Origin of the sequence: Actinomadura sp. NPDC000600 (assembly GCF_040492135.1) — a bacterium.
GTDB lineage: Bacteria > Actinomycetota > Actinomycetes > Streptosporangiales > Streptosporangiaceae > Spirillospora.
Window position 1 is genome coordinate 202,416 of sequence record NZ_JBEUPD010000007.1, and the last position, 13,415, is coordinate 215,830.

A 13,415-nucleotide genomic window follows, 5' to 3' on the forward strand; every position below is an offset into this window, starting at 1 on the left:
GTGCCGAGGGTGAACTTTCCCTCACCCCCGGCGGCGGTCAGCCCTGGTCGGTGGTGCGGGGGAAGCCGGAGATGCCGCGCCAGGCCAGCCGGGCGATGATCTTCTCGGCGGTGTCCTTGGGGATCGCGCGGTGCTGGGAGAGCCAGAAGCGGGCGCTGACCTCGGCCATGCCGACCAGGCCCATGCCGAGCAGGTGCGCCTCCTCGGCCGGGGCGTTGGTGTCCTCGGCGATGACCTGCGCGATCATCTCGGCGCACTGCTGGTTGGCGCGGTCGACGCGGGCCCGGACGGGCGCGACGTTGCGCAGGTCGGACTCGAAGACCAGCCGGTACGCCTCGCCGTCGCCCGCCACGAAGTCGTAGAAGGCCTGCATGCTCGCCTGCACGCGCAGCTTGTTGTCCGTGGTGGACTCCAGCGCCTCGCGGACGATCTTCACCAGGGCCTCGGCGTGCTCGTCCAGCAGCGCCAGGTACAGCTCCAGCTTGCCCGGGAAGTGCTGGTAGAGCACCGGCTTGCTGACGCCCGCACGCTCGGCGATCTCGTCCATCGCCGCCGCGTGGTACCCCTGCGCGACGAACACCTCCTGGGCCGCGCCGAGCAGCTGCTTGCGGCGTGCCAGTCGCGGCAGTCTCGTGCCACGGGGGCGGGCGTCCGGGGTCGCGGTCACCACACTCTCCGATCACCGAATCTTGGGACGGATGGGGGTCGTCCGTCGCCGGGAAACAATCTCATCATCCTACGCGCGAGTAACTCCGTTGGTCACGGGCCGCGCCCGCCGGCGTTCCTTCGCGCAGGTCAGTGTATTCCCGGCGGAGCGCGGCGCGGTCGTGCACCGAGTCTTCTGTCAGCCTTCCTTCCTGTGCCGGACGCCAACGCGGGTCAGCGGTAGTCGTCCTCGTCGAGCCGGACCTCGAGCCGCTGCTCGGCGGCGTCGGCCTCGTTCGCGTCGTCCGGTATCGGGCCCCGCTCGACTCCGCCCTCCTCGTCGAGGACGGCGCGCTGCTCGGCGGCGTCGGCCTCGTTGGCCTCGTCGGGGGCGGGCTGCTCCAGGTCGTCGGTCTCGCTCATCAGGGGTCCTCCTCCAGGGTCCGCGGTCGTCTCGGGTGGACGGCCGGCTCGCGGTTCACAGCCGTCCGGCCAGTTCCCGCAGCGGCGCCTCGACGGACTCGCCGTGCGTCGGGAACGCGTGGACGACGTCGGCGAGCAGGCTCAGCGGCGTCTCGGCTCGGATGGCCAGCGCGATCTCGCTCATCCACTCCTCGGCGTTGAGTCCTGCGGCGGCGGCGCCGACCAGCAGTCCGCGGGCGCGGTCGGCGTACAGCTCCACCCGGCCGCGCTCGTCGGCCTCGACCGCCGCCCGGGCCGTCGAGGCGAGGTCGTACCCGGCGGTGAGGAGGTCTATGCCGAGTTCCTCCGCCTGCCTGGGGGAGATCCCGACCGAGTAGACGGAGGGCGTCGTGTAGACGACGCGGGGGATGGCGCGGTAGTCGGCCTCGCGCCGGTTCCCGAGGAGGTTCGACAGCGCCACCTGCGCCTGGTAGCGGGCGGCGTGCGTGGTCCGCGCGATGCCGGTGACGTCGCCGGCCGCCCACACGCTGCCCCCGCCGGACGGGACGCGGCACGTCGCGTCGACGGGGATCCCGCGGCCGGGGACCACGTCGACGCCGAGGTTCTCCAGCCCGAGGCCCTCCACGCGGGGACGGCGCCCGGCGGCGACGAGGACGCGGTCGGCGTCGAGGGTGCCGCCGTCCGACAGCCACAGCCGCGCCCCGACGTCCTTGCGCTCCACGTCGGCGACGTCGGCGCCCAGCCGCAGGTCGACGCCCATCCGGCGCAGCGCGTCCGCCAGCACGTCCCCCGCGAACGGCGCCTCCGCGGTCAGCAGCCGCCCGGACGCCTCGACGACCGCGACCTGCGACCCGAACGCCGCGTACACCTGCGCCAGCTCGCAGCCCACCGGGCCGCCGCCGAGGATCACCAGCCGGCGCGGCAGGTCGGGGACCGACAGGGCCTCGGCGCTCGTCCACAGCGGGACGTCGGCCAGGCCCTCGACGGGCGGGATGACCGGTTCGCTGCCGGTGCACACGACGAGGTCGCCGAAGCCGTGCACGGCGCCGTCGACCTCGATGCGGCCGGGTTCGAGGATCCGGCCCCGGCCGCGCAGCACGGTCACGCCCTCCTCGGCCATCCGCGCGACGGCGGGGTCGTCGCCCCGGTGCCCGGCCAGGGCGTCCCGGCGGGCGACGGCCGCCTCCCAGGTCTCGCCGCGGCGCGCCGACAGCAGCAGCGACTTGGACGGGACGCACGCGAAGTACGGCGACTCGCCGCCGACGAGGCGGCTCTCGACGAGCGCGACGTCCCTCCCGGCGCGGGCGAGGCCGGTCGCAACCAGCTCGCCCGCGGTCCCCCCGCCCAGCACTACGGCGTCGTAGTGGTGGTTGTGCGACAACGGTCCTTCCTTCCACCGGTGGTGTCCCCGCGCACCATGGTGACGGACCGCGGTCCCGGAGCGTGCCGATTCGAACACATAGGGCACGCGGATCGCGGAAGTCGCTCAGGGCAGCGGCCGGTGGTCCTTCAGAAGGGGTTCCAGGAGGTCGCCGTGCTTGTCCACTCGGGTGAGGACGTCGTCCGGGCCGAAGACGAGCTCGGCGGCGTCCCCGCACGACTCCAGCTCGTCCCAGGTGATGGGGGTCGACACCGACGGGCGGCTTCCGGCGCGCAGCGAGTAGGGCGCCACGGTCGTCTTGGCCGGGTTGTTCTGGCTCCAGTCGACGAAGATCTTCCCCTTGCGCAGCCGCTTCTCCATCTTCGCCACGACCAGCCGGGGGTTCTCCTCGGCCAGGCGCTGCGCGGCGGCCTTGGCGTACTCGGACGTCCGCTCCGCGTCCCCGGGCTCCTCGATCGGGACGTAGAGGTGCAGGCCCTTCTTGCCGCTCGTCTTCGGGTAGGAGTCGAGGCCGTCCTCGGCGAGCACGTCGCGCAGCAGGGCGGCCACCTCGCACGCCTCCACGATCGTGGCGGGCGGGCCGGGGTCGAGGTCGAAGACCACGAGGTCGGGGGTGTGCACCTTGCCGCGCGGCCCCACCTTCCACTGCGGGACGTGCAGCTCCAGCGCGGCGAGGTTCGCGCACCACACGAGCGTGGCGAGGTCGTCGACAACGACGAAGTCGAGGGTGTCGCGGCCCTTCGAACTGCCGGGGGTGGGGACCGTCGCGGTCCGGACCCAGTCGGGGGTGTGGGAGGGGGCGTTCTTCTCGAAGAACTTGCCGCCGTCGACGCCGTCCGGCCAGCGGATGCGGGTCGCGGGGCGGTCCTTCAGGTGGGGGAGCATGACCGGGGCGATGCGGGCGTAGTAGTCGATGACCTCGCCCTTGGTGAACTCCGGGTACAGGTTCTTGTCGAGGTTGGAGAGGGAGAGCTGACGGCCGTCCACGTCGACGGCGGTCCTCTTACTGCTCACTCGTGACCTCCAGGGGGTCCTTGTCGTCACGCAGGCCCCGCCAGGACGGGAAGCGGAGGCGGCCGTCCCTGGTCCGGGCGCTGTACGCGACCTCCCCGACGAGCCGGGGCTCAACCCATTGGGCGTCGCGGGCGAACTCGCGCGGAACGGGCTCGTCGTAGGGGCTGGTCGGGCGGCGCAGCGGCCACAGCGTCTCGTACAGGTCGTCCAGCGCGCGGTCGCTGAAGCCCGTGCCGACGTGCCCGACGAAGCCCAGCAGCCCCTTCAGGTCGTACTCGCCCAGCAGCAGCGAGCCCACGCCGCCCTCGCGGCGGCCCTTCCCGGGCTTCCACCCGCAGATGACGACCTCGCGCGTCAGGAAGTTCTTCACCTTGCGCCAGAAGTCGACGCGGCGCCCCGGACGGTACGGAGAGTCGAGGCGCTTGGCGAGCAGGCCCTCCATCTGCTGCTCGCGGGTGAAGGCGAGCAGTTCCTCCACCTGCGCCTGGTCGCCGCCGTGCAGGTACGGGGGCACCTCCACGGGACCGGTGCCGGCGAGGTCCAGCTCCGACAGCACGGAGCGGCGGTCGGCGTACGGCATGTCGTACAGGAGGTGCCCGTCCAGGAAGAGGACGTCGAAGACCACGTAGCGGACGGGCACCTCGCGGATGAGTCGCGGATCGGGGCGTTCGACGTGCATGCGGCGCTGGAGGCGTTCGAAGCTGGGCCGCCCCTCCCGGAAGGCGACGACCTCGCCGTCCAGGACGACGTCGTGGTCGGGCAGCAGGTCGGCGAGGGCGGACAGCTCGGGGTAGCGGCTCGTCACCTCGCCGCCGCGCCGCCCGACGGCCCGGACGCCGTCGGCGGACACGTGCGACAGGACGCGCACCCCGTCCCATTTCAGCTCCAGGCCCCACTTCCCGCCGTCGGAGGGGAGGGCCCCGGTGGAGGCCATCATCGGCTCGACGGGCCACGGCATGGTCATACCGCCGTCTTACCCCGTCCCGCCGCACGGGGAAAGGATCACGACGCCCTTGTGGCGCAAATCGAACGGCGTTGCGACGCTAGGGGCAGGAACGTGCTGGGTAAGGACGGATCATGCGCAGTATCTGGAAGGGCGCGATCTCCTTCGGTCTGGTGACCATACCGGTGAAGCTCTACTCGGCGACCGAGCAGCGGGACGTCGCCTTCCACCAGGTGCACCGGGAGGACGGGGGGCGCATCAAGTACAAGCGGGTGTGCACGGTCGACGGCGAGGAGGTGCCGTACTCCGACATCGCCAAGGGGTACGAGCTGCCGAGCGGCGAGATGGTCATCCTCACCGACGAGGACTTCGCCGACCTGCCGCTGTCGTCCAGCCGCCGGATCGACGTCCTGCAGTTCGTGGAGCGCGAGGAGGTCGACCCGATCTACTTCGCGAAGTCCTACTACCTGGAGCCCGACGCGCAGGGCGCCAAGCCGTACGTGCTGCTGCGCGACGCGCTGGAGAGCTCCGGGCAGGTCGCGATCGTGAAGGTGGCGCTGCGGCAGCGCGAGTCGCTCGCGACGCTCCGGGTCCGCGAGGGCGTGTTCGTCCTGGAGACCATGCTGTGGCCGGACGAGGTCCGCGCGCCGGAGTTCCCCTTCCTGGAGGAGGACATCGAGGTCCGCAAGCAGGAGCTGTCGATGGCGACCTCGCTGATCGAGTCGATGGAGGGGGAGTTCGACCCGGGCGAGTACAAGGACGCCTACCGCGAGGCCCTCCAGGCGGTGATCGACGCCAAGGTCGAGGGCCGGGAGGTGGCGCGCCCGGCCGAGGAGGGCCCGGAGGAGCCCGCCGCGGACCTGCTCAGCGCGCTGCGCGCGAGCGTGGAGGCGGCCAAGAAGAGCCGCGGCGAGAAGGGCGCGAAGGCGGCGTCCGGCAAGGAGGCGGCGGAGAAGAAGCCCGCCGCGCGCAAGACGTCGCCGGCGAAGAGCGGCGCGAAGAAGGAGCCGGCGAAGAGCCGCGGCCGAAAGTCGGCCTGAACCCCTCGCCGGGTGCGTGCGCCGGGCGGGTCAGTTGTCGCGGCGGGCGGCGAGCACCCGGCCGACGGCGGCGGCCGCGCCGGACGGGTCGTCGCAGGACGCGATCCGCTCGCCCCAGCCGTAGCAGTAGGACCAGCCGTCGCCGGACCGCTCCCGCACGGCGATGACGCTCTCGTTCACCCGCGGCAGCCGCGGGTCGGCGATGAGCGCGGACGGGCGCCGGTCGGCGGGCGCGGCGACCTCGACCGCCCAGCCGGCGGAGCGCAGGACGTCGGTGAGCCGCTCCAGGTGCGCGAGCGCCGTGTCGTCGGTGATCAGCAGCGCGGACATGGTGCCTCCAAAGGAACATCCCGGCACGGGACAGGGGTTCGGGGATCCGCCGGGCAGGGGCCGTCGCGGCGCGCGTCACGCGAGGGTGGAGCCGGTGGAATGACGTTCAGTCTTCCGCCGGGCGAGGGAGTCCACAAGCGGTTCGGGTGGATTGGTGGCCGGCACTTTCGCGGTGCCGGCCACCGGTGCGGGGGTCAGCCCACGGGCTCCAGCCGCGACGGGGCCGGGGCGTCGCCCTCCCGGATCCCGTACCGGCGGTAGAGCCGGGCGAGGGGGCCGGGCGCCCACCAGTTGGCGCGGCCGAGCAGCCGCATCGTGGCGGGCACGAGCAGCGCCCGGACGACCGTCGCGTCCAGCAGGATCGCCACGGCCATCCCGACCCCGGTCATCTTGATGAACGTGATGCCGGACGTCGCGAACGCGCCGATCACCACGATGAACAGCAGCGCCGCGCTGGTGATGATGGCGCCGGTGCGCTGCACGCCGGAGGCGACGGCCGCGGTGTTGGAGCCGGTCAGGTCGTACTGCTCGCGGACCCGCGACAGCAGGAACACCTCGTAGTCCATCGAGATCCCGAACAGCATCGCCAGCATGAGGATCGGCATCGCGGGGGAGATCGCGCCGGTCGCGGTGAAGTCCAGCGGGCCGGACAGGTGGCCGTCCTGGAAGACCAGCACGACCGCGCCGAAGGTGGCCGACAGCGACAGCATGTTCATGACGATCGCCTTCAGCGGCAGCAGCACCGACCCGAACGCCAGGAACAGCAGGAGGAAGGTGGCGCCGCCGACGAGCACGGCCAGCCACGGCAGCGTCGCGCCGATGCTGGAGAGCTGGTCGACCACGTCGGCCGTCTGGCCGCCGACGTGGGCCCGCGCGCCGGGCGGCGGCGGGACGTCCCGCACCCGCTGGACGAGGTCGCGGGCGGCGCCGGAGTTCGGGTCGGCGTCGTAGCGCAGCGCGATGCGGGTCGTCGTCCCCTTGGCGCCGGTCACCGCCGCGTCCGTGACGCCGGGCAGCGCGTCCAGGCGGGCCCCGTACGCCTGGACCGCGGCCCGGTCGGACGTCCCGGTCACGACGGCCTCGATCGGGCTGGTGGCGTTGCGCGGGAACCGCGCCTCCAGCGTCTCGGCGACGACCCGCGCGTCCGCGCCGTCCGGCAGCACCTTCGCGTCCACGCCGCCCCAGTTGATGCGCAGGAAGGGAGCGCCGAGCGCGAGGAGCAGCGCCACGGTCGCGACCATGTAGACGACGGGGCGGCGCATCACGCTGCGCGCGACGCGTCCCCACCAGCCGTCGGTCCGGCCGGCGGCCGCCCGGCGCCGCCGGATCGGCAGCGCGTTCACCTTCGGGCCGAGGACGGCCATCAGCGCGGGCAGCACGGTCAGCGCCCCGGCCATGCAGACCAGCACGGTGGCGATGCCGCCGTAGCCCATGGAGACCAGGAAGTTCTGGTCGAACAGCAGCAGCCCGGACAGCGACACCGCGACCGTGACGCCGGAGACCGCGACGGTGCGCCCGGCCGTGGCCATCGTGGCGGCCAGCGCGTCCTCGGCGGTGGCGCCGTCCCGGCCGATCTCCTCGCGGAACCGGCTGACCATGAACAGCCCGTAGTCGATCGCGAGGCCGAGCCCGAGGAAGGTGGTGATGTTGACCGCGAAGATCGACACGTCGGTGACGTAGGTGAGCGCGTGCAGCGCGGTGAACGAGCCCAGGATGGCCAGTCCGCCGACCAGCAGCGGCAGGCTCGCCGAGACCAGCCCGCCGAAGATGAGCACCAGCAGCACCAGCAGGACCGGCATCGCCATGCCCTCGGCCCGGCCGATGTCGGACGAGACGCGCTCGTTGATCGCGACCCCGGTGCCGACCGCCCCGCCCACCTTCGCGGTGAGGCCGCCGCCGACCTCGGTCAGGTCGTCCCGGATCGCCTTGTAGGCGTCCTCGCGGGCGGCCTCGTCGGAGCCGGCCAGCTGCAGGACGGCGTAGGTCGCCTTGCGGTCCCGGCTCACGAACTGCGGCGCGTTGGTCGTCCAGAACGTGCTGGCCTTGGCGACCTTGTCCGACGGCAGCGCGGCCAGCGCGCCTTCCACCGACGTCCGGAAGGACGGGTCGTCCACGGTCGTCCGGCCCTGGTAGAGGACCACGACGTCCGCCTGGTCCCGCCCGAGGTCGCGCTCGGCGATCCGCGCGGCCTCCGCGCTCTGGCTGCCCGGGGTGTCGAAGCCGCCGGAGGAGGTCAGCGCGCCGAACACGCCCGTACCCCACACCGCGGCGAACACCAGCGCGGCGCCGGCGACGGCGAGCACCCACCGCCGGCGCCGGTGCACCCACCTGCCCCATCGATCGAACATGGCTCTTTCCCCCAGCCTTGTTACCTTGAGTAATTTCAGTGAACGCCGTAAACTGAGAACAGCGTTAACTTCGCATACAGCGTTAGCTGTCGTCAAGGGTGTTTTTGCGGAATCATGCGAGGGCGGCCGGACCCGGCCGGGCACCGGACGGTGAGAGGAGGCGTGGTGGAATCGCGTCGTGATCGCCTGCGTGCGGCGACGGTCCGGGAGATCTCCGAGACCGCCCGCCGGATCCTCGTCGAGGAGGGCCCCGACGCGGTGACGCTGCGCGCCATCGCCCGCGAGATGGGCATGACCGCCCCCGCGCTCTACCGCTACTTCGGCAGCCACGGCGAGCTGCTGCGGCACCTGGTCGGCGACCTGTTCACCGAGCTGACCACGGAGCTGCACGCCGCCATGAAGGACGTGCCGGCGGGCGACATGAGCGGCAAGTTCATGACGGTGGCCCGCCAGTTCCGGCTCTGGGCGCTGGCGCACCCCCGCGAGTACTCACTGCTCTTCGGCGCGCCCGTGCGCGGCGCCGCGCACCAGGAGGAGGTCGACTTCGCCGAGGAGTGCGCCCGCCGCTTCGGCTGGACGTTCCTGTCGCTCTTCCTGGAGCTCTGGAGGAAGAGCCCGTTCCCGGTCATGGCCGACGACGACATCGACCCCGGCCTGCGCGAGCAGCTGCGCCGCTACCGCGACGAGGTCCTCGGCGTCGAGCTCCCGCTCGGCGTGATCCAGCAGTTCCTCAAGTGCTGGACGAGGCTCCAGGGCGGGGTCAGCCTGGAGGTGTTCGGGCACCTGGAGTTCGCCCTGTCCGACGCCGCCCCCATGTTCGAGCTGATGCTCGGCGAGGTGGCCTCGGAGCTGGGCCTGACCTACGCCCCGCCCGGGAAGTGAGCCGGGCGGCTTCCGGGCTTCGACGCCTGGGAGCGGCTCGTTTCCGCCCCGGAGACGCCGAAGGCCCCCGGAGGTTCCGGGGGCCTTCGGCGCGGACGGTCAGTAGGTGGGCTGGCTCGGGTCGATCTGGTTGACCCAGGCCAGGACGCCGCCGCCGACGTGGACGGCGTCGCCGAAGCCGGCGTTCTTCACGACGGCGAGGGCCTCGGCGGAGCGGACGCCCGACTTGCAGTGCAGGACGATCTTCTTGTCCTGCGGCAGCCGCTCCAGGGCGGAGCCGTTCAGGAACTCGCCCTTCGGGATGAGCGTGGCGCCCGGGATCGAGACGATCTCGTACTCGTTGGGCTCGCGGACGTCCACGAGGAAGACGTCCTCGCCGCGGTCCTGCATGGCCTTGAGGTCGTGCACGGAGATCGTGGAGTCCTTCACGGCCTCGGCGGCCTCGTCGGACACCGCGCCGCAGAAGGCCTCGTAGTCCTCCAGCAGCTCGGTCTGCGTCGGGTTCTTGCCGCACAGCGGGCACTCGGGGTCCTTGCGGACCTTGACCGAGCGGTAGGTCATCTCCAGGGCGTCGTAGACCATCAGCCGGCCGACGAGCGGCTCGCCGATGCCGGTCAGCAGCTTGATGGCCTCGTTCACCTGGATGGAGCCGATGGACGCGCACAGGACGCCGAGCACCCCGCCCTCCGCGCACGACGGCACCATGCCGGGCGGCGGCGGCTCGGGGTAGAGGCAGCGGTAGCAGGGGCCGTGCTCGGCCCAGAACACCGACGCCTGGCCGTCGAACCGGTAGATCGAGCCCCACACGTACGGCTTGCCGAGCAGGACGGCCGCGTCGTTCACCATGTAGCGGGTGGCGAAGTTGTCGGTGCCGTCCACGATCAGGTCGTAGCCGGAGAAGATGTCCATGATGTTGTCGCGGTCGAGCGCGGTGTCGTGCACCACCACGTCGATCAGCGGGTTGATGTCGCGGACCGTGTCCGCGGCCGACTCGACCTTCGGCCTGCCGAGGGACGACTGCCGGTGGATGATCTGCCGCTGCAGGTTGGACTCGTCCACGACGTCGAAGTCGATGACGCCGAGGGTGCCCACCCCGGCGGCGGCCAGGTAGAGCAGGGCGGGGGAACCGAGGCCGCCCGCGCCGACGACCAGGACCTTGGCGTTCTTGAGGCGCTTCTGCCCGGCCATGCCGACATCGGGAATGATCAGGTGCCGCGAGTAGCGGTTGACCTCGTCGCGGGTGAGCTCCGGGGCGGGCTCGACCAGAGGTGGCAAGGACACGGTGGATGCTCCTGTGCTGACGCTCGACGTAAGGAGGGCGGGACGTCATCGTCCACTCACCGCACAACCTTGCCATGTCCTGCGGCATTCCCGGCAGCCGCCCGTGCGCCGGACGGCCCTGACCTCCCCGGTACCGGAATGGAACGCCATAAAAGGGGCACCGTACGGGCGCGAGGCCGGCGGACGGGACCGGCCGCGGGTGAGAGAGGTGACGGGCATGGGGTTCCTGAAGAAGCTCACGGGGGAACGGGCCGGGCGGCGGACGGCCGGGAAGCGGCGCAAGCCGAGCCCCCGCGAGCTGCGGGCGCGGATGCGCACGGAGCAGGCCGAGGCGAAGCTCCTGGAGACCGAGGCCCTCATCCACGAGGAGGCGGAGCGGCTGCGGCGCGGCACCCGGACGTCTGCATGATCCGTGGCCATCGAGGGCATGGCCGACTTGGACGACTCTTCGTACCAGAGGAGGAACCATGAGTTTCCTCGACAAACTGAAGAACAAGGCGCAGCAGGCCAAGGGCCGCGGCAAGGAGGAGGCCGGACGGCAGTCCGGCGACCCCGGCCTCGAGGCCGAGGGCAGGACCGACCGCGCCGCCGGCGGCGCCAAGCAGGTCGGCGAGAAGGTCAAGGACGCCGCCAAGGAGGCGAAGCGCGCCGCTGAGTGACGCGCCCGACCCGCCGGGTTGGGCGGCGGACCTCCGCCGCCCGGAGCGGAAGCGCGTGACGCGGAACACGGTGACGGAGCCCCTGCGGAAAGGGGCTCCGTCCGTTTCCGGCCCCGGACGGAGCGTGGCCTTCGCCGGATGACAGGCGGAATGTCGTGAAGCGCAGTTAATCTTGACTGTTGTGGCATTCCTGCCTCCCTCCCAGCAACCGCCCCCGCCGCGGTCCCCGCACCAGCCCGGCATGCCCGGCGGCCTCCGCCGCCCCGGCCCGCCCGGCGCGCCCGCGACCCCCTACGCAGGGCCTTCGCGCCCGCCCGGCCCGCCGCTGCCGCCGGGGATGGGCGCTCCGCCCACGGTGCTGGGCCTGACCGGCCGGCAGTGGAGCCTCATGGCGCTGGTGGTCGGCTGCTGCTACCTCCTCACCACGGCGATCTCGTTCTTCGGCGCTTGGACGACCCTCAGGCGCGAGCCCACGAACGCCGAGCTGCAGATCGCCGCCAACAAGGAGGTCGCGCGCCGCTGGGAGGCGTGGCCCGCGCGGCGCGTCTTCCCCGACCGGATCAGCTACCGGCCCACGGGCAACCACACCGAGTACGCGTCGCGGACGGGGATCGTCCCGGACACCGGCTGCGTCGAGGGCGTGGACGAGGAGATCGCGACGACGATCGGCAGGCACGGCTGCCGGGCCGTCCTGCGCGCGACCTACGTCGACCAGCTGCAGGGCGTCGTCGTCACCGTCGGCGTGGTTGCGTTCCCCGACCCGTGGAAGGCCGACCGGGCCTACAAGGAGCTGCCCGGCTCGCAGGGCCCGGACGGCTCGGGCTCCGTGCGCCCCGCCCTGCGCGCCGCCGCGTTCCCCGGGACGGCGTCCGCCCGCTTCACCGACGACGCCCGTCAGGACCGGACGATCGACCGCGGCGGCCCGTACGTCGTGCTGACGACATCCGGGCAGGCCGACGGCCGCCCCGCCTCCGTGATCAAGAAGGAGCGGCCGGGCGAGCCGTTCGCGCTCGCCCCGCAGATCGGACACGCGATCGCGCGGACGCTGTCGGCCAAGGCGCTGCCCGACTGCGACCAGCCCGAGTGGCAATGCTGACCCGGGCGCGGCGGCGCGGCACGGCCGCGGCCGCGGCCGCGGCCGCGGCCGCGGCGGCACTGGCGGCGGGCTGGCTGATGCCCGTCCACGCGCACGCGGACGTGGTCCGCGACCGGCAGCGCCCGATCCTCGACCTCCTCGGCATGAAGGCCGCCTGGAAGGTCACCAAGGGCGCCGGGGTGACGGTCGGGGTCGTGGACTCCGGCGTCGACCCCGCCCAGCCGGACCTGCGCGGCAAGGTCACCGTCGGCCCCAACATGCTCGCCCGGATCGACGCCGGGACGACGCCGGCGCGGCTGCACGGCACCGGCATGGCGTCGCTGATCGCCGGGCACGGGCACGGCCCCGGCGGCGGCTCCGGGGTCATCGGGATGGCCCCGCAGGCGCGCATCCTCGCCGTCCGGGCGATCGGCGAGCCGGAGGACGCCAGCTACGCCCGCTTCCGGACCTCGGGCAGTTCCGACGCGGCGGTCGCGCGCGGCATCCGCTACGCCGCCGACCACGGCGCCGACGTCATCAACCTGTCGCTCGGCAGCCGCGAGGAGCAGCCCGCCGAGCGCGAGGCGGTCGGCTACGCGGTCGGCAAGGGCGTCGTGGTGGTCTCGGCCGTCGGCAACGACGGCGACGAGGACCGGCTGCTGGACGGCGACGGGTTCGCGCCGTACTCCTACCCGGCGTCCTACCCCGGTGTGATCGCGGTCGCGGCGACGCAGCCCGGCCACGTCCGCGCGCCGTTCTCCAACCGCAACTACTCGGTGCTGCTGTCGGCGCCGGGCGCGGGCCTGCCCGTCGCGGGGCCGGGCGGCCGGTACTTCACCAGCGCCGGCACCAGCGACGCCAGCGCGGTCGTGTCCGGGATCGCCGCGCTGATCCGCGCCAGGCATCCCCGGATGGCGCCCGCGCTGGTCTCGCAGGCGCTGATCCAGAGCACCCGGCACGGCCCGCCGGGCAAGTACGACCCGGAGATCGGGTTCGGGGAGGTGCACGCCGCCCGCGCCCTGTCGGCGGCGGACTCGCTGGCCTCGGCGCAGCCGGGCCCGGCGCGGGCCAAGCCCGCCGGGCAGCGGTTCGGGGAGAAGGACCCCGGCCCGGTGGAGGTCATCGAACGGCCGTTCTGGGTCCGCCCGCTGATCATCGTGATCGTGCTGCTCGGGATCGGCGGGACGGCCGGGGCGGGCGCGCTCGCGATCACGTTCCGGCGGCGGCACCCCAGGCCGGCGGGCGGCCCCGCCCCCGACGGCCCCCACCGCGGCGGCCCCGCTCCTGGTGCGCCTCCCCGCAGCGCGGCCCCTCGCATGCCCCCTCCTCGCGGCGTGCCCCCTCAGGCCGGGCCGCCTTCGGGACGGCCTCCTGCCGCCCCGTCCTGACCCGGC

The 13,415-nt window shown here is 73.0% G+C and carries 14 protein-coding genes; 6 read left to right on the forward strand and 8 right to left on the reverse strand.

The genetic code is table 11. The features are described from left to right. Window positions 1-37 precede the first annotated feature (37 nt). From ABWI07_RS13345 to ligD (ABWI07_RS13365), 5 genes are all read right to left on the reverse strand, one after another. A complete protein-coding gene (locus ABWI07_RS13345) occupies window positions 38-667 on the reverse strand; it encodes a TetR/AcrR family transcriptional regulator (protein ID WP_141577962.1) in 630 nt (209 codons plus the stop codon). Between the two features lie 212 nt (window positions 668-879). Continuing rightward, the gene (locus ABWI07_RS13350; protein ID WP_149263487.1) at window positions 880-1,068 is read right to left on the reverse strand and encodes an Rv3202a family protein; all 189 of its coding nucleotides are present in this window, start codon (window positions 1,066-1,068) and stop codon (window positions 880-882) included. A gap of 55 nt (window positions 1,069-1,123) precedes the next feature. Beyond that, window positions 1,124-2,449 (reverse strand): dihydrolipoyl dehydrogenase family protein, encoded by a 1,326-nt coding sequence (locus ABWI07_RS13355; RefSeq protein WP_353818693.1) that lies wholly within the window; start codon window positions 2,447-2,449, stop codon window positions 1,124-1,126. A gap of 105 nt (window positions 2,450-2,554) precedes the next feature. Continuing rightward, window positions 2,555-3,463, reverse strand: coding sequence for a non-homologous end-joining DNA ligase (gene ligD / locus ABWI07_RS13360; RefSeq protein ID WP_149263489.1), 909 nt, complete (start codon window positions 3,461-3,463; stop codon window positions 2,555-2,557). Beyond that, window positions 3,453-4,427 (reverse strand): non-homologous end-joining DNA ligase, encoded by a 975-nt coding sequence (gene ligD, locus ABWI07_RS13365; RefSeq protein WP_353818694.1) that lies wholly within the window; start codon window positions 4,425-4,427, stop codon window positions 3,453-3,455. The genes ligD (ABWI07_RS13360) and ligD (ABWI07_RS13365) overlap by 11 nt, the downstream gene beginning before the upstream one ends. 113 nt (window positions 4,428-4,540) lie before the next feature. On the opposite strand from ligD (ABWI07_RS13365), the gene ku reads away from it, so the two are divergent. Continuing rightward, window positions 4,541-5,446 (forward strand): non-homologous end joining protein Ku, encoded by a 906-nt coding sequence (gene ku, locus ABWI07_RS13370; protein ID WP_149263491.1) that lies wholly within the window; start codon window positions 4,541-4,543, stop codon window positions 5,444-5,446. A 30-nt stretch (window positions 5,447-5,476) separates the two neighbouring features. Here the strand turns inward: ku and ABWI07_RS13375 are convergent, their stop codons facing one another. Both ABWI07_RS13375 and ABWI07_RS13380 read right to left on the reverse strand, forming a co-directional pair. Next, entirely contained in the window at window positions 5,477-5,776 is a 300-nt protein-coding gene (locus ABWI07_RS13375) for a response regulator transcription factor (protein ID WP_149263492.1), read from the reverse strand. Between the two features lie 194 nt (window positions 5,777-5,970). After that, window positions 5,971-8,124, reverse strand: coding sequence for an MMPL family transporter (locus ABWI07_RS13380; RefSeq protein WP_353818695.1), 2,154 nt, complete (start codon window positions 8,122-8,124; stop codon window positions 5,971-5,973). A gap of 165 nt (window positions 8,125-8,289) precedes the next feature. On the opposite strand from ABWI07_RS13380, the gene ABWI07_RS13385 reads away from it, so the two are divergent. After that, window positions 8,290-9,006, forward strand: a complete 717-nt coding sequence (locus ABWI07_RS13385) for a TetR/AcrR family transcriptional regulator (RefSeq protein WP_149263494.1) — start codon at window positions 8,290-8,292, stop codon at window positions 9,004-9,006. Window positions 9,007-9,105: 99 nt separating this feature from the next. Here ABWI07_RS13385 and moeZ read toward each other — a convergent pair whose 3' ends face one another. Next, the gene (gene moeZ, locus ABWI07_RS13390) at window positions 9,106-10,287 is read right to left on the reverse strand and encodes an adenylyltransferase/sulfurtransferase MoeZ (RefSeq protein ID WP_149263495.1); all 1,182 of its coding nucleotides are present in this window, start codon (window positions 10,285-10,287) and stop codon (window positions 9,106-9,108) included. Window positions 10,288-10,504: 217 nt separating this feature from the next. Between moeZ and ABWI07_RS13395 the strand changes: the two genes are divergently transcribed. The 4 genes from ABWI07_RS13395 (at window position 10,505) to ABWI07_RS13410 (ending at window position 13,409) form a co-directional block, all read left to right on the forward strand. After that, window positions 10,505-10,696 (forward strand): hypothetical protein, encoded by a 192-nt coding sequence (locus ABWI07_RS13395; protein ID WP_149263496.1) that lies wholly within the window; start codon window positions 10,505-10,507, stop codon window positions 10,694-10,696. 58 nt (window positions 10,697-10,754) lie between these two features. Continuing rightward, entirely contained in the window at window positions 10,755-10,946 is a 192-nt protein-coding gene (locus ABWI07_RS13400) for a CsbD family protein (protein WP_149263497.1), read from the forward strand. Between the two features lie 181 nt (window positions 10,947-11,127). Beyond that, window positions 11,128-12,042: a hypothetical protein gene (locus ABWI07_RS13405; RefSeq protein WP_353818696.1), complete on the forward strand. Its 915-nt coding sequence runs from the start codon at window positions 11,128-11,130 to the stop codon at window positions 12,040-12,042. Beyond that, on the forward strand, window positions 12,036-13,409 hold the full coding sequence (locus ABWI07_RS13410) for a S8 family serine peptidase (protein ID WP_353818758.1): 1,374 nt from the start codon (window positions 12,036-12,038) through the stop codon (window positions 13,407-13,409). Before ABWI07_RS13405 ends, ABWI07_RS13410 begins: the two co-directional genes overlap by 7 nt. The last annotated feature ends 6 nt before the right edge of the window (window positions 13,410-13,415 follow it).